Below are 24,361 nucleotides of genomic sequence, written 5' to 3' on the forward strand. Positions count from 1 at the left end.
CTGCCGGTCCAGCCGTACAGAGTTCCGATTCCCCCCGTCCCCCAGCCGAAAGGCGTCCTCACCATGGCTGACCAGCTGCTGTTCAACCCGCGCACCTACGACCCCGCGCATTTCGACCCCGAGACGCGCCGCTTGCTGCGCGCCACCGTCGACTGGTTCGAGGAGCGCGGAAAGGGGCGGCTGATCGAGGACTACCGGACCCGTGCGTGGCTCGGTGACTTCCTCGCCTTCGCAGCGAAGGAGAACCTGTTCGCCACCTTCCTGACGCCGTCGTCCGCCGCGGGGGAGGGTGAACCGGACAAGCGGTGGGACACCGCCCGTATCGCCGCGCTCAACGAGATCCTGGGCTTCTACGGCCTGGACTACTGGTACGCCTGGCAGGTCACGATCCTCGGACTCGGCCCGGTCTGGCAGAGCGACAACGCCGCCGCCCGCTCCCGCGCCGCGGAACTCCTCACCCAGGGAGAGGTGTTCGCGTTCGGCCTGTCCGAGAAGGCCCACGGCGCCGACATCTACTCCACCGACATGCTGCTCGAGCCCGACGGCAACGGCGGCTTCCGGGCCACCGGTTCCAAGTACTACATCGGCAACGGCAACGCCGCCGGACTCGTCTCCGTCTTCGGCCGCCGGACCGACCTCGATGGACCCGACGGCTACGTCTTCTTCGCCGCCGACAGCCGTCACCCGGCCTACCACCTGGTCAAGAACGTCGTCGACTCCTCGAAGTTCGTCAGCGAGTTCCGCCTGGAGGACTATCCCGTAGCGGCCGCGGACGTCCTGCACACCGGCCGCGCCGCCTTCGACGCCGCCCTCAACACCGTCAACGTAGGCAAGTTCAACCTGTGCACCGCCTCGATCGGCATCTGTGAGCACGCGATGTACGAGGCTGTCACCCACGCCCACAACCGCGTCCTCTACGGCCGCCCCGTCACCAGCTTCCCGCATGTGCGGCGCGAGTTGACCGACGCGTACGTCAGGCTCGTCGGCATGAAGTTCTTCAGCGACCGCGCCGTCGACTACTTCCGCTCCGCCGGCCCGGACGACCGCCGTTACCTGCTCTTCAACCCGATGACGAAGATGAAGGTGACCACGGAGGGTGAGAAGGTCATCGACCTGATGTGGGACGTCATCGCGGCCAAGGGCTTCGAGAAGGACAACTACTTCGGCCAGGCGGCGGTGGAGATCCGCGGTCTGCCGAAGCTCGAGGGCACGGTCCACGTCAACCTGGCGCTGATCCTGAAGTTCATGCGCAGCCACCTCCTCGACCCGGTCGAGTACCCCGGCGTGCCGACCCGCCTCGACGCGGCCGACGACGACTTCCTGTTCCGGCAGGGACCGGCCCGCGGCCTCGGCGCGGTGCGCTTCCACGACTGGCGGCCCGCCTTCGACGCGTACCCGCACCTGCCCAACGTGACCCGCTTCCGCGAACAGGCCGACGCACTCTGCGTGTTCGTCGCCACGGCCGCCCCCGACGCGGAGCAGAGCCGCGACCTCGACCTCCTCCTAGCGGTCGGTCAGCTCTTCGCCCTCGTCGTGCACGGGCAGCTCGTCCTGGAGCAGGCCGCCTTGACCGGACTCGACGAGGACGTGCTCGACGAACTCTTCGCCGTCCTCGTGCGGGACTTCTCCGCGCACGCCGTCGAACTGCACGGCAAGGACTCGGCGACCGAAGCGCAGCAGGACTGGGCGCTGGGTGCGGTCCGGCGGCCGGTCGTCGACGAGGCTCGCACGGAGCGGGTCTGGCAGCGGGTCGAGGCGCTGTCCGGCGCGTACGAGATGGCCCCGTAGACGCGCCGTACGCATTGCGCGCTTGCCGGCGCCGGCTGCTTCCTGCGGGTCCAGCAGGACCGAGCCCGGCGCGCTCCGGTATGGGGCCTTGCGGTGAGCGCGGCACTGATGGCGCTCGTGCGGCCGACGGACGCGGTCTGGCGTGCATGCCCTTACTCGCCGCGCCGGCTCTCGTACGCCGGTGGCGGCACTGGCGGTTGCCGGTCGCGCTCGTGGGAGGCTGGTCGCCGGGGCGGCCGAGTGGGTCGTCGAGGCGTACCTCAGTCACGACGGTCCGGCTCAGCGGCTGGCCGAGGGCTCCAGTATCCAGGGCGGGCTGGGCTGGAACCTGGCCGTGGACGACCAGTTGCGGAGCCTGGTCGGCCGTACGCTGTGCTACTGGTACCGCTGGGCTGCGCCGCCACGGCCGCCTTCCCGTACCTGTTCCTGATCGGCTACGCAGCGCCCCGATTCCTGCTCCCGGCATACGCGCTGGTGGCGATCCCGGTCGCGCCGCCGCCGGCGCGGCGGCGCGACGCCCTCGCCCACCGGGTCACCACGGCACCCCGCACCTGGCGACAACGTCCCGATCGCCGTCTACGCCGGATGTTCCTCCGTCGACGCCAAGCGGGAGAAACGCCAACACCACGGCCGCCGCCCTCACCCGCACCGACACCGGTCGCGGTCCTGACCGACGGCACGAGCGCGCCGCCCTCCTACTCCCGTGCCTGGACGTCCGTCCGGCGGGAAGGACTGCGGATCTACCTGTCTCCCGGGGTCACGAGGGCGTCGGCGCATGGGTGCCGGAGCCGGTCACGCTGAGCGCGGATGGCCGGGCGGGTTCTGCCGGTCAGCGAGGCGTGGCGGCGGAGTCGGCCATGGGCGTCGTACACGAGCGTTCGACGCGGGAGGCTGGGTCGAGGGTGAAGCCGATGACCGCGCCGCCGCCGGCGCGGTTGTGGGCGAAGGCCGTACCGCCGTGGGCGGCGGCGACGGCATGCACGATCGCCAGGCCCAGCCCGGAGCCGGGCAGGCTGCGGGCGCTGTCGGCGCGGTAGAAACGGTCGAAGACGCGGGACAGGTCGGCCTCGGCGATGCCCGGTCCGCGGTCGCGCACCTCCACGCGCGTGCCCGTGATCGCGACTTCTATCGGCTCGGTTCCGTCCTGGTCGAACTTGGCCGCGTTCTCCAGCAGGTTGGACAGCGCCCGCTGCACCGCCTCCGGCCGGGCTCGTACGACGGTGTCGTCGCAGTCGACGAGGATCTCCCGGCCGGTGCGGCGCCGGGCGAGGGCGGCTGCGTCTTCAGCCAGGGCGCCGAGAACGATCTCTGTGGGCTGTTCGGCGTTCCGGTCACCGGCGGCGAGGTCGACCAGTTCGTTGACGAGGTTGACCAGTTCGCGGGTCTCGCTCTTCATGTCCGCGATCAGGTCCGCCTTGGCCTGGGGAGGCAGTTGGTCTATGCGGTCCAGGAGGGCCGCGTTGGCCTGCAGCGAGGTCAGCGGGGTGCGCAGTTCGTGTCCGGCGTCCTGCACCAGGCGCCGCTGCACCTCCTCGGAGGCGGCGAGCCTGCCGAGCATCCCGTCGAACGCCCGGCCCAGCCGGCCGACTTCGTCCGGCCCGGCGACCGGGACCGCGGTGTCCAGCCGGCCGGTGCGGGCCACGTCCTCGGCGACCCGGGTCAGCCGGACCAGCCGCCCGGCGATCCGGCGCGCCAGCCACCAGCCCGCGAGGCCCGCCACGACGAGGACGATGGCGCTCAGCTCGACCGTGCGTTCCTTGAGCTCCCTGAGCAGATCCTCGGTGTCGCTGTATTGCTGCGCCACCTGCACGGCGCCCCGGCCGCCGCCGAGTGCGACGGTGGCGACCCGGTAGCGGTCCCCCTCGATCTCGGCCTTGTAGTAGATGGTGTGTCCGGCCTTGGCGTGCGAGGCCGCGGCGCGGTCGGCCGCGCGGACCGGCAGTGCCGGGAAGCCACGTTCCTCCACGCGGCCCGCGCGGCCGAGGACCTGGACGTCGGTGCGGATGCGGCGCGAGAGATCGTCGCGGGGGCTGTCGGTGTCGGGACTGACACTGAAGTAGTCCGACGGCGACAGACGATGCTGAGCGACCTGCTGGTGGAGGTCGTCGACGACGCCGTGGAAGACGTCGTCCTGGTCGATGCGCACCATCTGGGCAGCAGCGTTGTAACTGAGGACGCCGCCGAGGAGGGTGGTGGCGGCGGTGACGCAGGCGAAGGAGAGGGCGAACACGGTGCCCAGGCTGCGGCGAGGGTGCAGGCTCGCGAGCCGGTGTCGTGTGCTGTCCATGGGTGGGGCTTCCTCCGGGGCGGTCGGCCCAGCCAGTGTGCCTGGCCGACCACCGCCGACGGCAGGGCTCGGGGGCCGTCATCGACTGCTCTTACTGGCCTCTCACCAGCAGCTTCACCGGACCGCCACAGCGGGACACCGCTACACCGCCACCTCGTGCGTGACCCGGATCTTCGACTGGCCGTGCGGGCGCCGCTCCCAGTCGTCCATGAAGCGGGCGCTCAGACTATGCCGTCCAGCCAGCGAGAGGAGGGTTTCGGTGCGGTAGTAGAAGTCCTCGCGGAGCACCTGGTGCTCGGGGCCCTCCGTGCGGTCGTAGGTGAAGTCGAAGAAGCCGCCGGGGGCCAGCACCCTCCCGACGTTGGTCAGGCACTCCTCGATCACCTCGAGCGGCGAGTGCGAGAAGACGCTGTGGGCGTGCACCACGGTGAACCAGCCCGAGGGCAGGAAGTCGAGCTTCAGGTTCTCGACGAGGACCAGATGGGCGAGGCGGTCCTGCAGGCCCCGGCGGACGAGGGTGCGCTGTGCCTCGAGGAGGATGTCCGGCGAGATGTCGATCCCGTAGTAGTGACCGGGGTCGAGGTGGCCGATGAACCGCCACCCCGCACGCAGGTTCCCGCAGCCGATCTCCAGCATCCGGTCCTGCGGCTTCAGCCCGTGTTCGAGCAGGTAGTCGAACTGCATCTGCCCGAGTGCCGGCCAGCCGGCCTCCGATCCGCTGCCGACGGCACGCTCGGGGCTGCGCGCGGTGTCGGAGGCCATGACGGCGCGGTAGTACGCGACGTGGTCGCGGTGCCGGAGGCCCAGCCAGGTGTCCCGCGCGGCGCGGCGGAGGTGGGAAGGGATGCGTCCTGGGTGCCGTACGGCATAGCGCAGCTTGTGCCCCAGAGACGACCGGTTCCTGGACAGCTCGGGCTTCGGTCCTCGTCGTGGTCGCCGGAGTCGTTGCCGTGGTCGTCGTCGGTCTTGGCGGCCGTGACCTTGCCGTTGGCCGCGTCGGCAGCCTGCTTGATGTGGACCTCGGCGCTCTTGACCAGTGTGGCGTCGTTGTCGTCGTGGTCGGTGCCGAGGCCGCAGGAACGGAGTCCTCCAGCCGCCCGTGACGTTCACCACCGCCAGGTTCGACTCCGCCGTCGACGCGTTCAAGGCCCTCCACTGCTCGTCGAGCGATGCCTGCGGATCCGTCGTACGCCGACCATCACCGGTAGCCCGTCTGCGCGGCCTGTCATGCGTGCCCAGCGAGTCACAGTTGAGTAACGCCTACTCTGAAGGTGGTATGTGATATTGCACATGCCACATGATGCCTCCATGACAAAAGCCAGAGCCCTGTTATCGGTCGTCGCCGTCATCGGCGGAGTCTGCGCGGGTGTCACCCCCGCTTCGGCTTCCTTGACCGCGCCGGAGGGTGTGGGTCAGGGGAAACTCATCTGGAGTTCCTGTCACGATGCGACCACTCCTGCGCTGCAGTGCGCCATGCTCGAAGTGCCGCTGGACTACACGCGGCCGAACGGCGCCAAGATCAAGATCAAGCTGAACCGGCTCCCGGCCACCGCGCCCGAGAGTGAACGGCAGGGGCCCATCCTGCTGAATCCCGGCGGCCCCGGCGACTCCGGTCTGTGGATGCCCGCCTACGTCTCCGGAAAGATTCCCCAGGACGTCGCCTCGACCTACGACTGGATCGGCTTCGACCCCCGCGGCACCAACGCCAGCGAACCCCACGTCACCTGCGACGCACACTACTTCGACGCCGAGCGGCCGGACTACCAGGTCAGCCAGGGCACGTCGCAGGCATGGCTGGAGAAGTCGGCCACGTACGCCGCCGACTGCGCCGCGAACTGGAGCTGGTTCCTGCCACACATGACAACCGTCGACAACGCGCGCGACATGGACAGCATCCGGCGGGCGCTCGGCGTCCAGAAGATCAACTTCTATGGGGGCTCGTGGGGCACCTCGCTGGGCTCGACGTACGGCCAGCTCTTCCCTTCGCACGTGCGCCGGATGGTGCTCGACAGTATCGTCGGCCCCACCATCAGCTGGTACGACCACAACGTCCTGCAGGACAAGGAGCACCAGCGCCGGTTCGACGCCTTCGCGGCATGGACCGCCAAGGCCGACTCGGTCTACCACCTGGGCACGGACGCTGCCACCGTGGAGAAGAAGTACTACCAGGTCGAAGCCGCGTTGCGGATCAGCCCGGTAGCAGCCGCCCCGGCCCCCGGCAAGATCGGCCCCGCAGAGTTCGAGGACACCTTCTACGGCGGCGGCTACAACTTCCTGCGCTGGCCGCAGATGGCAACCGCACTGTCGGCCTACCTCACCAAGAACGACACCCGCCCGCTGCAGAGCGCCTATAACCGCTATGCCGCTCCGGGTGCCGACGACGGCACCTTCCCGGCGTACAACGCGGTCCAGTGCACCGAGAACGACTGGTCGCGCGACTGGGAGTTCTGGAAGAGGGACCAGGCCAAGGTCAACGCCGTCGCGCCCTTCTATACCTACAACAACATGTGGTACAACGCCGCCTGCATGTTCTGGCCCTACCAGGGCAACCCGGCCGGCCGGCTGAAGATCACCGGCAAGGGCCTGCCGCCCGTCCTGCTCTTCCAGGCCACCGAGGACGCCGCCACCCCCTACCCGGGTGCCCTCGCCATGCACAGGGCACTGCCCGGATCCAAACTGGTCGTCCAGAACGGCGGCAGCTTCCACGAGATCCTCTTCCACGGCAACGCCTGCCTGGACGACACCTTCACCGACTACCTGCGAGACGGCCGCCTCCCCGCAGGCAAAGGCGTCATCGCCAAAACGTGCGCACCCGAACCCGACCCCACCCCGGTCTATGTGACGCCGCCGCCCGCCACCGTGAAAGCCGAGCCCGCACTGCCGGTCACAGACCCCCAGGCCATCCACGGCGCCGGGTAACACAACGCAACGCCCCCGCTGGACAGGAGGGTCGGGTAGACCGGGGCGATCGCTCCCCGTGCTACCCGGCCAGGTTCTGCGGCTCTGATCAAGAGGTGAGGTCGCGGGCCGTTGCGGTGTCCTCCCCACGACGCTGCCACGGCTCGCGCCGCATGAGTGCTTGTACGCGGCCACAGTTGGGAGCCCGGCCGGCGGGAACATGCTCCCCGGTGCACCGAACGTCCCCCAGGCATCGCACGTCTTCAGGTGCGTAGGCGCGCACTGACCTCGCGTGCCGATTCGTCTTCGAGGGGACCCGAAACACTATGAAGAGCAAGCTGACCGCCGTGGCCCTTGCGGTCGTCGCCGCCGCCGGCACTGGCGCTGCCGCCATCCCGGCCTCGGCCGCCCCCGCCAAAGCCGAGCCGACCCGCTGCCACACCGCCGACCTGAAGGCCGGCTTCGCCATGGGGGATGACGCGAAGCCGGAGATGGGGCAGACCGCGAAGCAGACCCAGGCGTACATCTGGTTCACCAACCGGAGCAAGCACACCTGCACCCTGTCCGGCTTCGCCGGTGTCGACATGGTCGGCGCTCAGAAGACCGACGGCACCTGGTCGCTGGCGCGTTCCTCCAAGAAGTCCGAAAAGATGACCCTGGGGCAGGGGGACACGGTGGACTTCAGCATCACCCTGCTCCCGGTGACCGGGTCCACACCGCAGAAGGAGAAGTTCGTTCCGGCGAAGTTCCTGGTCACCCCGCCGAACGAGACGACGCACTTCACCCTGAAGTGGCCGTTCGGCGGCCAGATCCTCAAGCAGGACGGAGCCACCCACCCGGGTACCTACGTCAACCCGGTCGGTCTGTGACCGAGCTGGACGGCCTCTGAGCTTCCCTTCAGCGTCGCTGGTGGCCACCGACGGACTCCCGGAATGAGTTGCAGCCTCCGGGTGGTGCGGTGGCCACGTCCGACGAGCGGCACACCCGGCCTTCTCACCGGGGCCCTGAATGGCGTGTTTCCGGCACCAGACCTCCTGAGGACTTGTCCGGCCGATCATGTCCGGGGCCGGATCCGCCTGCGGCGGCAGCCTCGTTGCGATCGTCAGAGACCTCCGCCCGCGCGACGGTGTTGCGCTTCCAGCAGCGGTCCTGGTCGAAACCGGGGCGAGCCCGGCGGACGGCGCCGCAGGGCGGGTGCAGGGGGTGTTTCGCAGCCAGGTGCTTGGGTCGTGACCCGTAGGTCCCGGCGGCCGCGCCGGAGCGCGAGCGGCACGGCGATCCGGGCTGGGCCTGGCACCGCGGGCAGGGGGGGACTCGACGTCGTCTGCTTCAGACGCGAGTACGGTGTCCCGCCTGCCGTCGGCTCTGCGCTGCCTCCATGATCCAGCCCCCTTGATCGCCCACTCTTGTGTGCCGTGTCCGTCTGATGGCATTCATCAAGGCCATCCGACAGGCGGCCCCTGATGCGGGAGCTGACGGTGCGTCAACCCGTTACGGAGCGAGCCGCACGCGGATGCCCAGCGTCCGGTCCGCTCCCCGCAGCCAGCTGTCGAAGATCATGAGGCGGCCGAGGATGCCGTACTTGCGGGCGATGAGGCTGCGGTAGCGGGCGCCGGTCGCCGCGTCGGTGATCTCGGCGGTGGCCGGGACCTGGTCCCCCGTCGGATTGCCGCGCAGGTCGCAGGGGCCGACGAGGATGTCGCCGCGTGCCCGGATCCGCTTGACCTTCCCGGAGTCGGCCGGGGTCCGCACGCCCAGCGTGTCACCGTCGCGCACCACCCACACCGGGGTGGCGACCGGAGTGCCGTTCTTGCGGTAGCTGGTGATGAGCACGTACTTGCCGGCGCCGAGCTGCTCCAGCAGCGTGTCGTCCATGATGCGTCTCTGCTCCTTGCCATTGGGTTCGAGGGCGTTGGCCACTTGGGCGGCGTACGGCGACGTGGTGGTTCAGCTCAGCGGGACGTCGAGAACGGCCTTGCGGTGGCTGAACGTCTCGATGGAGTAGCGGCCGTGGTAGTTGCCCATGCCGCTCTCGCCGACGCCGCCGAAGGGGAGTGTCGGCACGGCGAGGTGGTGCATCGGCAGGCCGAAGTTGAGGCCGCCCGAGGAGGTCTCGGCGGCGAGGCGGCGTTTGGTGGTGTCGTTCTCGGTGAAGGCGTACAGGGCGAGCGGCTTCTTGTCTGTGCGGTCGGTCTGCCCGCCGGTGACTGTACGGCCGGAGGCCAGCAGCGCGGACAGCCGGTCGAAGTGCCGCTCGAACAGCCCCTTGCTGTCGGGAAAGTCCCACGTGGTTCTGTGACCACCTGTGAAGAAGCTTGCCGTCCATGACGGCCGGGTCGTCGAGATACGTGCGAACCGTCGGGACCGGTGCCTCAGGCGGCGGCCGGCGCTCGTCTGGATCTGAGCGCAGTGGACTGTGCCCGGACGATGACGATCGCGAGGAGGAAATCCAGGAGGGCGGAGGCGAGGAAGACTCCCGCTGGGCTGGGAAAGCCGTACTGGGAGAAGGAGACCAGCCGACCGGCGCCCCCGAGGAAGATCGGCACCGCCAGGAAGCAGACGCCGTCTCCGAGCGCGACGGCGGTGGCCGGCAGCAGGCAGACACGGACCATGGTGTGGGCTGCTGCGACAGGAGTGCCGACCGCCACCACGCCTCCTTGCCTGTCCCGGAGTGGACCCCGGCTCGGGCTCAGGCCTGCTCGGTGGGGCGTACGAGCAGTTCGGCGACGGCCACGTGCCGGGGACGGGTGACGATGTAGCCGACGGTGTCGGCGACGTCCTGGCTCTGCAGCCGTTCGACGTCGCCGAGTCCGGCGGTGAGGAGCTGCTGGACGGCGTCGGAGTTATGGGTGCGCAGTTCGGTGTCGACGCTGCCCGGTTCGACGACTGACACACGGACGTGCTGCTTTGCCAGTTCCTGGCGCAGCGCCTCGCTGAAGCCGGTGACGCCGAACTTGGTGGCGGTGTACACGGCCATCATGGCGTAGGCGTTGCGGCCGTTCAGCGAGCTGATGTTGACGATGTCGGCGACCCGGCGCGGCCCGTCCGCGGCGGCCTTGACCAGGTGCGGGATGGCCGCGTGGCTGGTGTACATCAGACCCATCAGGTTGATGTCGACCATGCGCTGCCATTCGTTCAGGTCCGCGCCGGGGGTGGGGCCGAGCAGCATGAGGCCGGCGTTGTTGACCAGCGTGTCCAGGCGGCCCAGGCCCTCGACGGTCCGCTCAACCGCTTCCGCGGCGGCCTCGGCGGTGGTGATGTCGGCGGGCACGACCAGGGCCTTGCCGCCGGCCTTGGAGATTTCCGCGGCGAGGCCGGTGAGCCGGTCCTCGCGCCGGCCGACCAGGGCCACGGACGCGCCCTCGCCGGCAAGCTCGAGGGCGGTGGCGTGGCCGATGCCGCTGGACGCGCCGGTGACCAGGGCGACGGTTCCTTCAAGACGACGAGTCATCGTTCAAACCTTTCGATGCACGGCCACGTTGCTCGGGCCGTACGGGACAGGGGTGACGGCCCTGGTAGGCCGTATGAGGGCCGGGGCCAATCAGGGCCGGGCCACGGGCACAATGGGCAAGTGAGTACTACTGGGCAGAAGACAACCAACCCCAAGCGTCAGGAGAGCACGGTCGAAGGAGACCTACCTCCTCGGGAACGCCTGGTCCGGGCCGCGTCGCGGCTGTTCTATTACGAAGGTGTACGCGCGATCGGCGTGGAGCGGTTGATCGCCGAGGCCGGGGTGACCAAGGCGACCTTCTACCGGCACTTCGCCTCCAAGGACGACCTGGTCGTGGCCTACCTGCTGACCAAGGACGTCTACTACAAGCAGGTGGCCGAACCGCTGGCCGCCGCATACCCGCCCGCCGAAGCGATCGATCTGATCTTCGAGGCGATCGCCGAGCATGCCCGCGAGCGCGGCTTCCGCGGATCGCCGTTCCTGAACGCGGCCGCCGAGTACCCGGACGCCGACCACCCGGTCCGCGGCCTGGTGACGACCCACCGGAACTGGATCCGCAACCTCTTCCAGGACCTGCTCACCCGGCTCGGCCACGCCGACCCGGAGTCGGCCGCCGGTGCGCTGCTGATGCTGTACGACGGCGCGATGGCAGCCGGCTACCTGGACGACTCGACTGCCGCCCACAAAACCCTGCTGGACGCGGTCCGGCTGATCCGGTCGGGAGGCTGATCCCGTCGGAGCCGCATGTGGCAGCGGCTCTGTGCGGTGCCCCGGCTGGGCCGGGGCGCGGATTGGTTTCACGGAACCTTTTGATCTCTCTTCGACGTGCACCGGCGACCTACTGGCAGATCCCCGTCTGGAGGCAGCCCAGCCGGGAAGGCCGATACAGGCCCTTCCTCACGAGGTAGGAAGACCGGTCGTTCTACCAGTCGACGATAGCTCCCTCGTCGTCCGCGCGCCAACCGATCGACGCGCTTGTGGGATCCCTCACGGGTTACTGCTGTCCCGGAGGGCCTTTCGGGCGCCGGAACCCGTAGGCGGATGCACCTATGTCGAGTACGCCTGCTTCCTCATCCACCACCGACGCGACGCCGCCCTGCCGGAGGCCGTGCGCCGGGCCGGGGTGCGCTGGAAGATCGGGAGCAGGGACAGCCGGACAGACACGGGAAACGAGCGCCTACCGCTGATCCCCGCCTACGCCCCTGGCGACCAGCACCCGACCACAACCGATCACACCACGAAGATGTGCGGCCTCGCAGTTGTTCGGCTGTCGCCATCACCGCACGACGTCCTCACGCACCGCTCCATGACGCTGCGACAGCAGCGGTTCGCACGGGGCTCCCGTCTGGGCGCTGCCCGGCAGGCGGGGCCGCCCCTCGCCGGGTCGCGCGGGCGGTCGCGGGCAGGGGAAGATCAAGTGGTGAACTCATCCGTGGCGGAAGCCGTCTCCGTCGTTCTGCTGCTGGCGGTGCTGGCGTGCGCTGTCATCCGCCCGTTCGGGTGGCCGGAGGCGGTGGTCGCCGTCCCGGCTGCGGGCGTGGTGATCGCCACCGGGGCGCTCTCGCTGGGGCACGCCCGAGAGGAGGCGGAACGACTGGGGCCGGTGATCGGGTTCCTTGCGGCCGTCCTGGTCCTGGCCCAGCTGTGTGACGACGAGGGACTGTTCCAGGCGTGCGGCGCGTGGATGGCCCGTAGCGCGGCGGGACGCCCGCGCCGCCTGCTGGTGCAGGTGTTCGCAGCCGCATCGGTGATCACCGCGGTGCTCAGTCTGGACGCCACGATCGTGCTGCTGACGCCAGTGGTGTTCGCCACCGCCGCGCGGCTCGGCGCCCGGCCGAAACCGCACGTCTACGCCTGCACCCACCTGTCGAACACCGCGTCGCTGCTGCTGCCGGTCTCCAACCTCACCAACCTGCTCGCGTTCGCCGCCAGCGGCCTGAGCTTCACGCGCTTCGCCGCCCTCATGGCCTTGCCCTGGCTGGTGGCCATCGCCACCGAGTACGTGGTCTTCCGCCGGTTCTTCGCCACCGACCTGGACGCAGGGGCTCAGGCTCCACGCACCGCCGAGCAACGCGATCTGCCCGTGTTCGCCGTGGTCACAGTGGCCTGCACGCTGGCCGGGTTCGTCCTCACCTCCGTGGTGGACGTCAACCCCGCGTGGGCGGCCTTCGCCGGCGCCCTCGTGCTCGCCGGGCGGGCCCTGGCCCAGCGCCGTACCACGCCCACCGCCATCGTGCGGGCCGCCGCGGTGCCGTTCCTCGCCTTCGTCCTGGCCCTGGGCCTGGTGGTCCGCGCGGTCGTCGACAACGGGCTGGCGGCGGCGCTGGGACACCTGATCCCGGGCGGTACGGGACTGGTGGCGTTGTTCGGTATCGCGGCCCTGGCCGCGGTGCTGGCCAACGTCATCAACAACCTGCCCGCCGTGCTGGTGCTGCTGCCGCTGACCGCCCCGTCCGGGCCGGGAGCGGTCCTGGCAGTCCTGCTGGGGGTGAACATCGGCCCGAACCTCACCTACGCCGGCTCCCTGGCCACTCTGCTGTGGCGGCGCATCGTGCACGAACACGACAGTAACGTCGAACTCGGTGAGTTCACCCGGCTCGGTGTGTTCACCGTGCCTGCCGCCCTGGGGCTGTCGGTGGTGGCACTGTGGACCTCGCTCACCCTCATCGGAGGCTGACTGTCATGAAAGTCATCGCCTGGATCACCGAGGGCACCTGGCCCGCCGGCATCGACGCCGCCCGTGCCCACGCGCCCGACGACGCCGACATCGTGCTGCTCCACGTCACCCCGGCCGACGTCCCGGGCGCGGCGCACGGCGCCTTCGCCGGTCTGCTCGGCCGCGGCCATGGCGAACGTGACCCCGGCACGCGGGTGGAGCATCTCGCCGCTGCCTCCGCCGAGACATTCCTGGCCGAGGCCGCGCGGCGTCTGGGCCGCCCGTGCACCCGCGTCGAGCGGACCGGCCGCGTCGAGCGGGAGGTCGTCGCCGCTGCCGAGGGAGCCGACCTGCTCATCCTCACCCGCGACGGTGACCGGACCCATCTCGGGCCGCGCAGCCTCGGGCATGCCGGCCGTTTCATCGTCGACCACGCCCCGTGCCCCGTCCTGCTGGTGTGGCCCGAGCCCGCGCCAGGCATCGACACCATCCCGCCCCCGCCACCCCACCCGCCGCACCACCGATGACGGCAGGCACCCGGCATCGGACCGCGCCGGCAGCGAGCCGACGCCCCGTCGACATGGCCTGTAGGGCGTCCACAGGCAGGCCCTCGGGAAGTCCTCACGCCTCCTGGTGGGGAGGCTTCGCCGGAGCACCCCGGCGAAGCCCCGCTGTACCGGTGGCGGGTGACTCCGAGGAGCGCAGGTGTTCCCTCAGCCACTGCTCGGTGTTGTTGACGTGCAGGAGGGCGGTGGCCTGGCTCAGGAAGGCGTCGCGGGTGGACAGGGCCGTGAAGATCGCCTCGTGTTCGGCGAGGGTGCGGCCCGCGGCCTGGTCGTCGACCAGGCCGCGCCAGATCCGGGCGCGCAGCGTGCGGCCCGATATGCCTTCCAGGAGCGTGAGCAGCGAGTCGTTGCCCGTCGCGGAGATCACGGCCCGGTGGAAGGCCGCGTCGTGGGCGTTGAGCTGTTCTACGTCGTCGCGGGCCTCGCGCATGGCGTCCAGATGGCGCTTGACCTCGACCAGTTGGTCGTCGGAGATCCGGGTGGCGGCCAGGGCGGTGGCCGCCGGCTCCAGGAGTCGGCGGACCTCCATCAGGTCCAGCAGCGCGGCCGAGTCGCTCTGGAGGAGTTCCACGGCTCCGCCCAGGCCCTCGAACAGCAGGCTGGGCTCCAGACTGGTCACGTACGTTCCGTCGCCTCGCCGGACGTCCAGCACGCGTGCGACGGCCAGTGCCTTGACGGCCTCGCGGGCGAGGTTGCGGGACAGGCCCAGCTGAGCGGCGAGGTCCGCCTCCGGCGGCAGCTTCGAACCCGGAGGCAGCGCGCCGCTGCGGATCAGCTCACGGATGTGCTCGATGGCCTTGTCGGTCAAAGACACCGCGCACTCCTCCCGCGACCGGCCCGCGCCGGCACGTCCGCCCTCATCAGGCCCCGAGTACGAAGGTCGGCCCACAGACCGTCGGGAACGGGCCGGTGGTGAAGCTCCGCGTTCCGCTCGACCTGTTCGAGGTTTCGCATGCCCAGGGTGACGTTGATGATACTGGGATGCGTGCGGGGGAAGGCCATGGCCGCGGCGGGCAGGCTCGTCCCGTGCTCCGCGCAGACCTGGGCGATCTCGCGGGTGCGCGCGACCAGCTCCGGCGGGGCCTCCCGGTAGTCGTACATCATTCCCTCGGCGGGCCGGTCGTGGGAGAGCAGCCCGGAGTTGAACACGCCGACGGCGACCACGCTTTTGCCGAGTTCCCGCGCGGCGGGCAGGACGTCGTCCAGCGCCGACTGGTCGAGAAGTGTGTAGCGCCCGGCCAGCATCACCACGTCGGCGGCGGTCTCGCGCAGGAAGCGGGCGAGCATCGCCGACTGGTTCATGCCCGCGCCGATCGCGCCGATCACTCCCTGGTCGCGCAGCTCCGCCAGCGCGGGCATGGCCTCCTCGGCGGCCTGCCGCCAGTGGTCGTCCGGGTCGTGCAGGTAGACCACGTCGAGGCGGTCCAGCCCCGTGCGCTCCAGGGTCTCCTCGATCGAGCGCAGCACTCCGTCCCGGCTGAAGTCCCACCGCCTGCGCAGGTCGTCCCGTACGACGAAGCCCTCGCTGTCGACCCCGCGCGGCCGCTCGTTGGGCACGAGGAGCCGGCCCACCTTGGAGGACACGACGTACTCGGCGCGCGGCAGGTGCCGCAGCGCCGCGCCCAGCCGGCGCTCGGACAGGCCGAGACCGTAGTGCGGCGCGGTGTCGAAGTACCGGATGCCGGCCGTCCAGGCCGCCTCCACCGCGGCAGCCGCGTCCTTCGCGGGGGTGGCCTCGTAGAGGTTGCCGATGGCGGAGGCTCCGAAGCCGAGTTCGGTCAGCTGCACCGTGGTGTTCCTGATCTTCCGGCGTCCGATGGGCCGATGGCTCACTTGCGCTCCCTGCGCTGTTCCCGGGTGGCGTTCTGAAGGGCCTGGTCAAAGGCCGGCTCAGCGGCTGATGTGGGCGGATCCGCCGGCGATCAGGGCGTCCACCTCGGCGAGCGATGCCATGGAGACGTCGCCGGGGGTGGTCATGACGAGGGCGCCGTGAGCCGTTCCATAGGCGAGGGCGCGCTGGAGTCCAGGGACATCCGGGGACGGCGGACGCCCGTCGGCGGGCCGTCCGCACCCGCCCGCGGTCAGCAGGCCGTAAATCAGGCCTGCCGCGAAGCCGTCGCCGGAGCCGATACGGTCCAGCACGTGCAGACCGCGCATCACCGGTCCGGCGATGAAACCGGTCTGGGGCGACCAGGCGGCCGTGGACCAGTCGTTCACCCCGGCGGAGGGGACCTCCCGCAGGGTCGTCGCCAGCACTGTGGCACCTGGCGCCCGGGCGGCCGCCTCGGCGAGCGCGTCCGCGACCTCATCGGCTGTGATCCGCACGGCACCCGGGCGGGGGCCGACCAGCCCGAGCGCGCCCACCACCACGTCGGCGTGCCGGACGAGCCGCAGGTCCACCTCGCGGGCCCGTTCCGCGCCGCCGCGGTCGGCCCATAGGCTGGGACGGTAGTTGGGGTCGTAGGACACCGTGACGCCGTGCCGCCGTGCCGCGGCCATCGCCTCGTCCGCCACGTCCACCGTGGTGTCGGACAGACCGGCGAAGATGCCGCCCGTGTGGAACCAGCGCGGACCGGAACCGAACACCGTCTCCCAGTCCACGTCTCCCCTGCGCAGCTGGGACACCGCCGTGTTGGCGCGGTCGCTCACCCCCAGCGCGCCGCGGACGCCGAAGCCCCGCTCCACGAAGTTCAGTCCGTTGCGGGCGATGCGGCCGATGCCATCGCCGGGCACCCAGCGGATCAGTGATGTGCCGACGCCGCCCTGGAGGACCAGGTCCTCGGCCAGTCTCCCCACCGCGTTGTCGACCAGGGTGGTCACAACGGCCGTGCTCAGGCCGAAACAGCGGCGCAGTCCGCGTACGACGTTGTACTCGCCGCCGCCCTCCCAGACCTGGAAGGTGCGGGCGGTGCGGATGCGGCCCTCGCCGGGGTCGAAGCGGAGCATCACCTCGCCGAGTGCGATGACGTCAGGACCGCCGCCGGTCATGTCATGCCCCTCTCCACGGCCTCCGCGGTCAGCCGGCGGACCTCGTCGTAGTCGCCGCGCTCCAGGTGGCCGGCGGTCGCCATCCAGCTGCCGCCGACGGTGACGACCGCAGAGTGGGAGAGATAGCCGGGCAGGTGCACCGGGCCGATTCCGCCCGTGGGCAGGAAGCGCGCTTGGGGGAACGGAGCCGCGAGCGCCTTGAGGAACCCCAGGCCGCCGAGCGGCTCGGCGGGGAACAGTTTGACCGTGTCCAGGCCCGCGCGCAGGGCGCGCATCAGCTCCGTGGCGGTGGCGATGCCCGGCACGACGGGGACCGCCAACTCCCGGCACCTGGCTACGACATCCGCGTCGAAGCCGGGTGACACCACGAAGCGGGCGCCGGCCTCCACGGCCCGCTCCACCTGCTCGGGCGTGAGCACGGTGCCGGCGCCGACCGTCAGCCCGCCGTGCGCCGCCATCGCCTTGACCACCTGTTCGGCGTCGGGGGTACGGAAGGTGACCTCGGCGCACCGGGCTCCGCCCGCCGCGAGAGCGTCGGCCAGCGGAGCGGCGGTGGCCGCCGAGGGCACGGTCAGCACGGGCAGGATCCGGGTTCCGGCCGACACGGAGGCGAAATCCGCAGTCATCGACCCAGCCATCCGCCGTCGACGGGCAGGAGGGTGCCGTGCACATAGGCGGCGGCGTCCGAGGCCAGGAACACGGTGGCGCCCGCGAGGTCGCCGGCGTCGCCCCAGCGCCCGGCGGGGATGCGGTCCAGGATCGCCCGGCTGCGCATCGGATCGTCCCGCAGCGCCTGGGTGTTGTCGGTGGCGATGTAGCCCGGGGCGATGGCGTTGACGTTGACGCCGTGCGGTGCCCACTCGTTCGCCAGTGCCTTGGTCAGTCCGGCGATGCCGTGCTTGGCGGCCGTGTAGCCGGGGACGGTGATGCCACCCTGGAGGCTGAGCAGCGACGCCGTGAAGACGATCTTTCCCTGGCCCCTGGCGACCATCGTCGCGCCGATCGCCCTAGTGAGCGCGAACTGGGCGCTGAGATTGACCTGGAGGACCAAATCCCAGTCGGCATCGGAGTGTTGCGCTGCGGGGGTACGGCGGATCGTGCCCGCATTGTTGATCAGGATGTCCACCGGTCGCTCGCGGCCCGCGAGGTCCGCGCCCAGGGCGCGTACGGCGTCGGAATCGGCGAAGTCGGCGCGGATCGACTCGAAGGAGCGCCCCGCGGCTCGTACGTCCTTCTCCACCTCGCTGCCGGATGCCTCCAGTTGGGCGCTGACGCCGATGACGTCGGCGCCGGCTTCGGCGAGGGCTCGGGCCATGGCCCGGCCGATGCCGCGCCGGGCGCCGGTGACGACGGCGAGCCGGCCGGTCAGGTCGAAGAGGGGCATCTCAGGCTCCCTTCGTGTCGTTGCCGCAGTCCACGAGGATCTTCATCACGTCGCCGCCCGCCTCCAGGGCCTCGAAGGCCGCGGGTGCCTCGGTGAGCGGTACGACCTTGCTGATCAGCCGTTCGGCGGGAACCGTGCCGTCCGCGACCAGTTTCACGGCTTGTTCGAAGTCGCGGCGGTCGTACAACCGGGCCCCGACGAGGGTGAGTTCGCGCCAGAAGAAGCGATGCAGATCCACCTCGCGGGGCCGGGGGTGGATCGCCACCAGACACAGCCGGCCGCGTACGCCCAGCACCTCCACGGCCGTTTCGACACCGGCCGCAGCACCGGAGACCTCGAAGGCGACGTCCGCGCCCGAGGCTCCGGTCCACCGCCAGACCTGCTCGGGCACGTCGTCGGTGGCCGGGTCCCAGACGGAAAGGCCCAACTGCTCGGCCAGCAGGCGCCGGTGGGCGCTCGGCTCCACCACGCGGACTTCGGCGCCGGCGGCCCGCGCGACCAGCGCGATGAGCACCCCGACCGGTCCGCCGCCGACCACGACGACCCGCTCGCCCTCCCGGACCCGGGCGCGGCCGACGTCGTGCACGGCCACGGCCGTGGGCTCCACGAGGGCGGCCCGGTCCAGGGCCAGGGATCCGGGTAGCCGGACGAGGGTGTCGGCGGGCACCGTCCAGCGCTGCTGCATCGCGCCGGGCGAGTCGATGCCGATGAAGTCGAGGTGCTGGCACACGTGCCGGTGCCCGGCGGCGCATGCCGGGCAGGTGCCGTCCCAGCGCAGCGGCATCACGGTCACCGGGTCACCGGGCCGCCAGCCCTCCACGTCCGGCCCGACGCGCACGATCCGGCCGGACATCTCGTGCCCGAGTACGGCGGGTGTGTTGACCCGGGCGTCCATGTCGCCGTGGAAGATGTGCAGGTCGGTGCCGCAGATGCCGACGTAGGCGGGGGCCAGTTCCACCTCGCCGGGGCCCGGGGAGCGGGGCTCGGCGGGTGCCGTGCCGAGGGTGCGGGCGGACGTGTAGCGGACGGCGAGTGTCATCGCGGGGTCAGGGTCCCTTCAGCGCGGACGCCGATGGTCAGCAGCAGGTTGGCGTAGGTACGGATGTCGGCGGTGACGACCGCCAGCGCGAGGTCGGGGGAGCGGGCGGCGTCATAGAACTCGAGCCGGCCGAGCGTCTCCACCGGGAGAGGTGCCAGCCGGGACCGGTACTCGGCGATGGCGGCCGGCTCCGGTTCGCCCTCGGGCGGCACCATCACCTGCGCCGACTCCACGGGAATCGCCCGCAGGAGGACGTCGAGAACACTCGTGACGTCCAGCAGGCCCGGCCTGAGGTTGAGGTGGACGGTAGTGGCCCGCTCGCCGGTGGCCGTACTGGCGGGGTAGTGGCCGTCGGCGAGCAGGACGCGGGAGCCATGGCCCGCTCCGGCCAGCGCTTGGAGGATTCCGGGGTGCAGCAGTTCGGTCAGGAGCATGGTGTCTCCTCCTTCGCCGGGGCAGGCGTCAACTGGTAGAAGGCCGTCGCGGTGCCGGCGAGCACCGCGTCGATCTCGGTGCCGGAGCACTCGCCCAGGAGTTCATCCACGGCGGCCGCCCAGCGGTTCCAGCCGCCGGCGAGGACGCAGACCGGCCAGTCGGAGCCGAACATGAGCCGCTCGGGGCCGAAGGCGGAGAGCAGGACGTCCCACACCGGGCGGATGTCGTCGACCGTCCACCTCTCGTGGTCGGCCTCGGTGACGAGTCCCGACACCTTGCAGCGCACCTGGGGGTGTCTGGCCAGCGTCCGCACCTGCCGGGCCCAGTCGGCGAGTTCCCCCCGTGCGAGAGGCGGCTTGCCCGCGTGGTCCAGGACGAGGGACAGCTCCGGGAGCCTTTCCGCGAGCCGGATCGCCTGCGGGAACTGGTGGCTGCGGATCAGTACGTCGTATCCGAGTCCGCGCCGTCCGACCGCGCGTAACCCCCGCTCGACGTCCGGCCGCCCGAGCCAGTGCGGGTCGGACTCGTCCTGCACGAGGTGCCGTACCGCCCGCAGGTAGCGGCCGCCCGGCCCGGCCCGCAGGTCGTCCAGCACGTCGCCGATCGCGGGGGACGTCAGGTCCGCCCAGCCGACGACGGCGCCGATCAGCGGGTCGCTTTCGGCGAGGGCGAGGAGGTCGCGTGTCTCCGGGACGGACGGGACGCACTGGACGACCACCGTGCTCGTCAGCCGCCGCCCTGCGATCGGCCGGGTGGCGGCCGAGTGCAGGGCGTGCGAGCTGAAGCTGCGGCGGATCGGCTCGTGTCCGGGTTCGTCCAGCCAGGGCTGCGGCCGGAGCGACAGGTCCCACACATGGTGGTGGGCGTCGACGAGGGCCTTGGTGTCAGACACGGGTGCTCCAGACGGGGCCGTCGGGGTAGGCGTATTCCTTGAGGGACTCCGGATGCATCTGCGCGCCCAGCCCGGGAAGCTCCGGCGCCAGGTAGCGGCCGTCGGCGATGCGCACCGGGTCGACGAAGTGCTCGTGCAGATGGTCGACATACTCGATGACCCGGTCCTCGACGGTGCCGGAGACCGCGACGTAGTCGAACATCGACAGGTGCTGCACCATCTCGCACAGGCCCACACCGCCCGCGTGCGGGCACACCGGCACGCCGAACTTCGCGGCGAGCAGCAGGATGGCGACGTTCTCGTTGACCCCGCCGACCCGCGCGGAGTCGATCTGCACGATGTCCACCGCGCCGGCCTGGAGAAGCTGCTTGAAGACGACCCGGTTGGCGACGTGCTCGCCGGTGGCGACCTTGACGGGGCCGACGGCCTCGCGGACCGCCGCGTGGCCGAGGACGTCGTCCGGGGAGGTGGGTTCCTCGATCCAGTACGGCTGGTACGGCGCCAGGGCGCGCATCCAGTCGATGGCCTGTCCGACGTCCCATCTCTGGTTGGCGTCGACGGCGATGCGGATGCCGTCGCCGACCGTCGCGCGGGCGGTGCGCATGCGGCGGACGTCGTCCTCCAGCGACGCGCCGACCTTCAGCTTGATCTGGGTGAAGCCGTCGGCGACGGCCTCGCGGGCCAGGCGGGCCAGTTTCTCGTCGGAGTAGCCGAGCCAGCCGGGGGTGGTGGTGTAGGCGGGGTAGCCGCGCTCCAGCAGGCGGGTGATCCGCTCCGCGCGGCCCGGTTCGGCACGGCGCAGGATGTCCAGGGCCTCCTCGGGAGTGAGGGCGTCGCTGAGCCAGCGGAAGTCGACCTGCGCGACCAGTTCCTCGGGTGTCATCTCGCCGAGGAAGCGCCAGACGGGCTTGCCCGCGCGCTTGGCCGCCAGGTCCCAGGCGGCATTGACCACCGCGCCGGTGGCCATGTGGATGGCGCCCTTCTCCGGTCCCAGCCAGCGCAGTTGGGGATCGTGCACGAGGGAGCGGGAGAACGCTCCGAGGTCGGCGCAGACCTCCTGGACGGACCGGCCGACCACATGGGGGGCCAGGGCCGCGATGGCGGCGGCCTGTACGTCGTTGCCGCGTCCGGTGGTGAAGGCCAGTGCGTGGCCCTCCAGTCCGTCTCCGGCGTCGGTGCGCAGGATCACGTAGGCGGCCGAGTAGTCGGGTTCGGGGTTCATCGCGTCCGACCCGTCCAGATGCTCGGAGGTCGGGAACCGCACGTCCAGGACGTCCAGGGCGGTGATACGGGCGGATGAGGGCGCAGCGGTGGACATGGCAGCAACTCCTGTGAGAGCAGGTGGGACAGGGGCCCCCGCGACGGAACGGGGCGGCGAGCGGTGGCCGGCGGCGACGGCCGCCCGGTTCACTCCTGGACCTTGCCGCCGGTGATGCGCGAGATGGTCAGGGCGACCAGGATGATCAGGCCGTTGAGGGCGCCGATCCACTGCGCGGGGACGCCCGCGAGAGTCAGCACGTTCTGGATCATGAACAGCAGGAGGATGCCGCTGAAGGCCCCGAACATGGTCCCCTTGCCGCCGTTGAGGCTGATCCCGCCGATGACGGCGGCGGCGAAGACCGTGAAGATGTAGCCGTTGCCCTGCGCCGAGGCGACGGAGGCCAGGCGCCCGGACAGCAGGAGTCCGGCCAGGGCGGCGAGCACGCTGCCGGTGACGATGACGATCCACAGCACCCGGTCGGTGCGGATGCCGGCCGCCCTCGCCGCGTCGACGTTGCCGCCGATGGCGTACAGCGAGCGCCCGAAGCTGGTCCAGCCGAGCACCACGACGGCGACGGCGAACAGGGCCAGACAGATCCAGATCGACGCCGGCATCCCGAACCATTCGGCGGTGCCCAGATAGAGCATCGACGGCGGGAGCTGGAAGAAGGTCTGGCCGCCGGAGATGCCGGTGAGGATGCCGCGCAGCACGATCAGCATGCCCAGGGTGACGATGAAGCCGTTGAGGCCGAAACGGATGATCAGCAGGGCGTTGACCACGCCGACGAGCGCACCCACGGTGAGGGTGACGGGGACGGCCCAGGCGCCGGGCAGCAGCCCGAGTCCGTGTCCCGCGCCGGCGGGGACGACGAGCCAGGCGGCGACGCCGGGAGCGAGGCCCATGGTGGACTCCAGCGACAGGTCCATCTTCTTGACGATCAGGATCATCGCCTGGGCGAGGACCAGCAGGGCCATCTCGGACATGGTCTGCAGGACGTTGACGAGGTTGTCCGTCTGCAGGAAGACCGGGTTGACGATCTGGCCGACGATCGCGATGACCACGATGGCCGGGACGAGGGCCAGATCACGCAGCCGGGCCACGGGTATCCGGCCGCCGAGCAGACCGCTGCGCCCGGCCTTCGGCCCCGTGGCGCCGGGGGTGGGGGAGTCCGCGAGGGCGGTCTCAGGCATGGAGGTCCACTCCTTCCATCGCGGCGACGAGGTCGTGGTCGTGCCAGCCGCGGCCGATCTCCGTGGTCACCCGGCCCTGGAACATCACCAGGACCCGGTCGCACATGCGCAGGTCGTCGAGTTCGTCGGAGGCGACGAGCACGCCGGTGCCGGTCTGCGCGGTCTCCTCGACCTTGCCGAGGAGGAACTCCTTGGAGCGCACGTCCACGCCCGCCGTCGGGTTGATGAGAACCAGCAGACGGGGATCGTCGGCGAGGGCGCGGGCCATGACGACCTTCTGCTGGTTGCCTCCGGACAGCGAAGACACGGGCAGGCCGGGCCCGGGGGTCTTGATCGCCAGCTTCTCGATCACGGTCTCGGCCAGTCGGTCACGGCGACGGGCGCTGATGAAGCCGTTCCGGCCCAGCCTGCCGGGCACGGAGAGCGTCGCGTTGTCCGCGATGGACATGTCCGGTACGAAGCCCTGGTGGTGCCGGTCCTGCGGGACGAAGCCCGCGCCCGCTGCGAGGGCGGCGGGCACGCTGCCCGGTCGTGGCCGCCTGCCGGCGATCTCCACCGCGCCGCTGCCGGCGGCCCGCAGTCCCACGACGGTCTCGGCGACCTCGGTGCGCCCGCTGCCCGCAGCCCCCGCGAGTCCCACGATCTCCCCGGCCAGGACGCGAAAGGAGACGTCGCTGTAGGTCTCGCCGCTCAGGCCGCGGACACTCAGCGCGGCCGTGCCCATGGAGTCGGCGGTGCTTGCCCGCTCGGCGCCCCGCTCGGCCGCCGCCTCGCCGGTCATGGCGGCGACGAGTTCGCTGCGGGGCAGTTCGGCGACCGGCGAGGTCAGGATGTGCCTGGCGTCGCGGAACACCGTCACCATGTCGCAGATGTCGTAGATCTCCTGAAGGTGATGGCTGATGAACAGGAAGGTGACGCCCTGGCGTTGCAGGTCGCGGATGCGGTCGAAGAGCCGGTTGATCGCGGCGCCGTCGAGCTGGGCGGTCGGCTCGTCGAGGATGATGAAGCGGGCGCCGAAGGACAGCGCGCGGGCGATCTCGACGAACTGCCGCTGCTCCACGCCGAGTTCACTGGCGAGGGTCTGCGGGTCGACGTCCACGGACCAGGCCGAGAGCAGGTCCCGGGCGTGGCGGCGCAGATCCTGCCAGCTGATGAGCCGGTGACGGCCGCGGTCGTGCCGGTTCAGGAAGAGGTTCTCGGCGACGGTCAGCGTGGGGATGATCGTCGACTTCTGGTAGACACACGCCACGCGTCGCCGCCAGGCGTCGCGGTCCGTCAGCCGTGGTGCCGGGTCGCCGCCGAACCTGACCGTGCCCTCGTCCGGTGCCTGCAGGCCGGTGAGGACGGACACCAGGGTCGACTTGCCGGCGCCGTTGCGGCCGACGAGCGCATGTGTCTCGCCGGGCCTGACGGTGATCCGGGCGCCGCTCAGGGCGACCGTCGGACCGAATCGTTTGACAATACCCGTCGCCTCGACAACGGGCGGGTCGCAGGTGCGGCTCGCACGCTCCCCGTCGTTCATCTCA

Annotated in this window: 23 protein-coding genes and 2 pseudogenes; 8 read left to right on the top strand and 17 right to left on the bottom strand. The window is 70.8% G+C overall.

What is annotated here, in order from left to right:
• The first annotated feature begins 63 nt into the window (after nucleotides 1–63).
• Nucleotides 64–1,788, top strand: a complete 1,725-nt coding sequence (locus tag ABT288_RS23330) for an acyl-CoA dehydrogenase family protein (protein ID WP_351610934.1) — start codon at nucleotides 64–66, stop codon at nucleotides 1,786–1,788.
• A gap of 18 nt (nucleotides 1,789–1,806) precedes the next feature.
• Nucleotides 1,807–2,346: pseudogene (locus ABT288_RS50290) on the top strand (hypothetical protein); the annotation flags it as partial.
• Between the two features lie 271 nt (nucleotides 2,347–2,617).
• Here ABT288_RS50290 and ABT288_RS23340 read toward each other — a convergent pair.
• Together ABT288_RS23340 and ABT288_RS23345 are read right to left on the bottom strand one after the other, a co-directional pair.
• A complete protein-coding gene (locus ABT288_RS23340; protein WP_351610937.1) occupies nucleotides 2,618–4,075 on the bottom strand; it encodes a sensor histidine kinase in 1,458 nt (485 codons plus the stop codon).
• 141 nt (nucleotides 4,076–4,216) lie between these two features.
• Nucleotides 4,217–4,984 carry a class I SAM-dependent methyltransferase gene (locus ABT288_RS23345; protein ID WP_351611032.1) on the bottom strand — a complete coding sequence of 256 codons (768 nt, stop codon included), beginning with the start codon at nucleotides 4,982–4,984 and terminating at the stop codon, nucleotides 4,217–4,219.
• Between the two features lie 20 nt (nucleotides 4,985–5,004).
• Between ABT288_RS23345 and ABT288_RS23350 the strand changes: the two genes are divergently transcribed.
• The 3 genes from ABT288_RS23350 (at nucleotide 5,005) to ABT288_RS23360 (ending at nucleotide 7,842) form a co-directional block, all read left to right on the top strand.
• Nucleotides 5,005–5,178: a hypothetical protein gene (locus tag ABT288_RS23350; protein ID WP_351611035.1), complete on the top strand. Its 174-nt coding sequence runs from the start codon at nucleotides 5,005–5,007 to the stop codon at nucleotides 5,176–5,178.
• 370 nt (nucleotides 5,179–5,548) lie between these two features.
• Nucleotides 5,549–6,994, top strand: a complete 1,446-nt coding sequence (locus ABT288_RS23355; protein ID WP_351610939.1) for an alpha/beta hydrolase — start codon at nucleotides 5,549–5,551, stop codon at nucleotides 6,992–6,994.
• Nucleotides 6,995–7,299: 305 nt separating this feature from the next.
• Nucleotides 7,300–7,842 carry a DUF4232 domain-containing protein gene (locus ABT288_RS23360; protein ID WP_351610941.1) on the top strand — a complete coding sequence of 181 codons (543 nt, stop codon included), beginning with the start codon at nucleotides 7,300–7,302 and terminating at the stop codon, nucleotides 7,840–7,842.
• 622 nt (nucleotides 7,843–8,464) lie between these two features.
• Here the strand turns inward: ABT288_RS23360 and ABT288_RS23365 are convergent.
• The 4 genes and pseudogenes from ABT288_RS23365 to ABT288_RS23380 form a co-directional block, all read right to left on the bottom strand.
• The gene (locus ABT288_RS23365) at nucleotides 8,465–8,848 is read right to left on the bottom strand and encodes a PPOX class F420-dependent oxidoreductase (RefSeq protein ID WP_351610943.1); all 384 of its coding nucleotides are present in this window, start codon (nucleotides 8,846–8,848) and stop codon (nucleotides 8,465–8,467) included.
• A 72-nt stretch (nucleotides 8,849–8,920) separates the two neighbouring features.
• Nucleotides 8,921–9,229, bottom strand: a pseudogene (locus ABT288_RS23370) (aldehyde dehydrogenase family protein); the annotation flags it as partial.
• A 116-nt stretch (nucleotides 9,230–9,345) separates the two neighbouring features.
• Nucleotides 9,346–9,621, bottom strand: coding sequence for a hypothetical protein (locus ABT288_RS23375; RefSeq protein WP_351611038.1), 276 nt, complete (start codon nucleotides 9,619–9,621; stop codon nucleotides 9,346–9,348).
• Between the two features lie 41 nt (nucleotides 9,622–9,662).
• Entirely contained in the window at nucleotides 9,663–10,424 is a 762-nt protein-coding gene (locus ABT288_RS23380; protein WP_351610945.1) for an SDR family NAD(P)-dependent oxidoreductase, read from the bottom strand.
• Between the two features lie 120 nt (nucleotides 10,425–10,544).
• On the opposite strand from ABT288_RS23380, the gene ABT288_RS23385 reads away from it, so the two are divergent.
• From ABT288_RS23385 to ABT288_RS23395, 3 genes are all read left to right on the top strand, one after another.
• Nucleotides 10,545–11,153, top strand: coding sequence for a TetR/AcrR family transcriptional regulator (locus tag ABT288_RS23385; RefSeq protein WP_351610947.1), 609 nt, complete (start codon nucleotides 10,545–10,547; stop codon nucleotides 11,151–11,153).
• Between the two features lie 691 nt (nucleotides 11,154–11,844).
• Nucleotides 11,845–13,101: an SLC13 family permease gene (locus tag ABT288_RS23390; RefSeq protein WP_351610949.1), complete on the top strand. Its 1,257-nt coding sequence runs from the start codon at nucleotides 11,845–11,847 to the stop codon at nucleotides 13,099–13,101.
• 5 nt (nucleotides 13,102–13,106) lie between these two features.
• Nucleotides 13,107–13,607: a universal stress protein gene (locus ABT288_RS23395; RefSeq protein WP_351610952.1), complete on the top strand. Its 501-nt coding sequence runs from the start codon at nucleotides 13,107–13,109 to the stop codon at nucleotides 13,605–13,607.
• A 94-nt stretch (nucleotides 13,608–13,701) separates the two neighbouring features.
• On the opposite strand, the gene ABT288_RS23400 is transcribed toward ABT288_RS23395, so the two are convergent.
• The 11 genes from ABT288_RS23400 to ABT288_RS23450 all read right to left on the bottom strand — a co-directional run bounded on the left by ABT288_RS23400 (nucleotide 13,702) and on the right by ABT288_RS23450 (nucleotide 24,357).
• Nucleotides 13,702–14,460: a FadR/GntR family transcriptional regulator gene (locus tag ABT288_RS23400; protein ID WP_351610955.1), complete on the bottom strand. Its 759-nt coding sequence runs from the start codon at nucleotides 14,458–14,460 to the stop codon at nucleotides 13,702–13,704.
• On the bottom strand, nucleotides 14,451–15,479 hold the full coding sequence (locus tag ABT288_RS23405; RefSeq protein WP_351610957.1) for an aldo/keto reductase: 1,029 nt from the start codon (nucleotides 15,477–15,479) through the stop codon (nucleotides 14,451–14,453). The genes ABT288_RS23400 and ABT288_RS23405 overlap by 10 nt, the downstream gene beginning before the upstream one ends.
• 57 nt (nucleotides 15,480–15,536) lie before the next feature.
• Nucleotides 15,537–16,634, bottom strand: a complete 1,098-nt coding sequence (locus tag ABT288_RS23410; protein ID WP_351610960.1) for a PfkB family carbohydrate kinase — start codon at nucleotides 16,632–16,634, stop codon at nucleotides 15,537–15,539.
• Nucleotides 16,631–17,260 (bottom strand): bifunctional 4-hydroxy-2-oxoglutarate aldolase/2-dehydro-3-deoxy-phosphogluconate aldolase, encoded by a 630-nt coding sequence (locus ABT288_RS23415; RefSeq protein WP_351610963.1) that lies wholly within the window; start codon nucleotides 17,258–17,260, stop codon nucleotides 16,631–16,633. The genes ABT288_RS23410 and ABT288_RS23415 overlap by 4 nt, the downstream gene beginning before the upstream one ends.
• Nucleotides 17,257–18,018: an SDR family oxidoreductase gene (locus ABT288_RS23420; RefSeq protein WP_351610966.1), complete on the bottom strand. Its 762-nt coding sequence runs from the start codon at nucleotides 18,016–18,018 to the stop codon at nucleotides 17,257–17,259. Before ABT288_RS23420 ends, ABT288_RS23415 begins: the two co-directional genes overlap by 4 nt.
• 1 nt (nucleotide 18,019) lies before the next feature.
• Nucleotides 18,020–19,057, bottom strand: a complete 1,038-nt coding sequence (locus tag ABT288_RS23425) for a zinc-dependent alcohol dehydrogenase (RefSeq protein ID WP_351610968.1) — start codon at nucleotides 19,055–19,057, stop codon at nucleotides 18,020–18,022.
• Nucleotides 19,054–19,491, bottom strand: coding sequence for an RbsD/FucU domain-containing protein (locus tag ABT288_RS23430; protein WP_351610971.1), 438 nt, complete (start codon nucleotides 19,489–19,491; stop codon nucleotides 19,054–19,056). Before ABT288_RS23430 ends, ABT288_RS23425 begins: the two co-directional genes overlap by 4 nt.
• Nucleotides 19,482–20,384, bottom strand: a complete 903-nt coding sequence (locus tag ABT288_RS23435; protein ID WP_351610974.1) for an amidohydrolase family protein — start codon at nucleotides 20,382–20,384, stop codon at nucleotides 19,482–19,484. Before ABT288_RS23435 ends, ABT288_RS23430 begins: the two co-directional genes overlap by 10 nt.
• A complete protein-coding gene (locus ABT288_RS23440; protein WP_351610977.1) occupies nucleotides 20,377–21,702 on the bottom strand; it encodes an L-fuconate dehydratase in 1,326 nt (441 codons plus the stop codon). The genes ABT288_RS23435 and ABT288_RS23440 overlap by 8 nt, the downstream gene beginning before the upstream one ends.
• Nucleotides 21,703–21,791: 89 nt before the next feature.
• On the bottom strand, nucleotides 21,792–22,835 hold the full coding sequence (locus ABT288_RS23445) for an ABC transporter permease (protein ID WP_351610980.1): 1,044 nt from the start codon (nucleotides 22,833–22,835) through the stop codon (nucleotides 21,792–21,794).
• Nucleotides 22,828–24,357 carry a sugar ABC transporter ATP-binding protein gene (locus ABT288_RS23450; protein ID WP_351610983.1) on the bottom strand — a complete coding sequence of 510 codons (1,530 nt, stop codon included), beginning with the start codon at nucleotides 24,355–24,357 and terminating at the stop codon, nucleotides 22,828–22,830. Before ABT288_RS23450 ends, ABT288_RS23445 begins: the two co-directional genes overlap by 8 nt.
• Nucleotides 24,358–24,361 lie beyond the last annotated feature (4 nt).

This window comes from Streptomyces sp. NPDC001093, assembly GCF_040298985.1.
Lineage (GTDB): Bacteria > Actinomycetota > Actinomycetes > Streptomycetales > Streptomycetaceae > Streptomyces.

Bases quoted from the DNA above. Each gene is read 5' to 3' on its own strand.
- ABT288_RS23425 (WP_351610968.1), bottom strand. From the start codon at position 19,057: ATGACACTCGCCGTCCGCTACACGTCCGCCCGCACCCTCGGCACGGCA.
- ABT288_RS23420 (WP_351610966.1), bottom strand. From the start codon at position 18,018: ATGCCCCTCTTCGACCTGACCGGCCGGCTCGCCGTCGTCACCGGCGCC.
- ABT288_RS23440 (WP_351610977.1), bottom strand. From the start codon at position 21,702: ATGTCCACCGCTGCGCCCTCATCCGCCCGTATCACCGCCCTGGACGTC.
- ABT288_RS23355 (WP_351610939.1), top strand. From the start codon at position 5,549: ATGCTCGAAGTGCCGCTGGACTACACGCGGCCGAACGGCGCCAAGATC.
- ABT288_RS23360 (WP_351610941.1), top strand. From the start codon at position 7,300: ATGAAGAGCAAGCTGACCGCCGTGGCCCTTGCGGTCGTCGCCGCCGCC.
- ABT288_RS23415 (WP_351610963.1), bottom strand. From the start codon at position 17,260: ATGACTGCGGATTTCGCCTCCGTGTCGGCCGGAACCCGGATCCTGCCC.
- ABT288_RS23445 (WP_351610980.1), bottom strand. From the start codon at position 22,835: ATGCCTGAGACCGCCCTCGCGGACTCCCCCACCCCCGGCGCCACGGGG.
- ABT288_RS23330 (WP_351610934.1), top strand. From the start codon at position 64: ATGGCTGACCAGCTGCTGTTCAACCCGCGCACCTACGACCCCGCGCAT.
- ABT288_RS23410 (WP_351610960.1), bottom strand. From the start codon at position 16,634: ATGACCGGCGGCGGTCCTGACGTCATCGCACTCGGCGAGGTGATGCTC.
- ABT288_RS23340 (WP_351610937.1), bottom strand. From the start codon at position 4,075: ATGGACAGCACACGACACCGGCTCGCGAGCCTGCACCCTCGCCGCAGC.
- ABT288_RS23450 (WP_351610983.1), bottom strand. From the start codon at position 24,357: ATGAACGACGGGGAGCGTGCGAGCCGCACCTGCGACCCGCCCGTTGTC.
- ABT288_RS23395 (WP_351610952.1), top strand. From the start codon at position 13,107: ATGAAAGTCATCGCCTGGATCACCGAGGGCACCTGGCCCGCCGGCATC.
- ABT288_RS23430 (WP_351610971.1), bottom strand. From the start codon at position 19,491: ATGCTCCTGACCGAACTGCTGCACCCCGGAATCCTCCAAGCGCTGGCC.
- ABT288_RS23380 (WP_351610945.1), bottom strand. From the start codon at position 10,424: ATGACTCGTCGTCTTGAAGGAACCGTCGCCCTGGTCACCGGCGCGTCC.
- ABT288_RS23365 (WP_351610943.1), bottom strand. From the start codon at position 8,848: ATGGACGACACGCTGCTGGAGCAGCTCGGCGCCGGCAAGTACGTGCTC.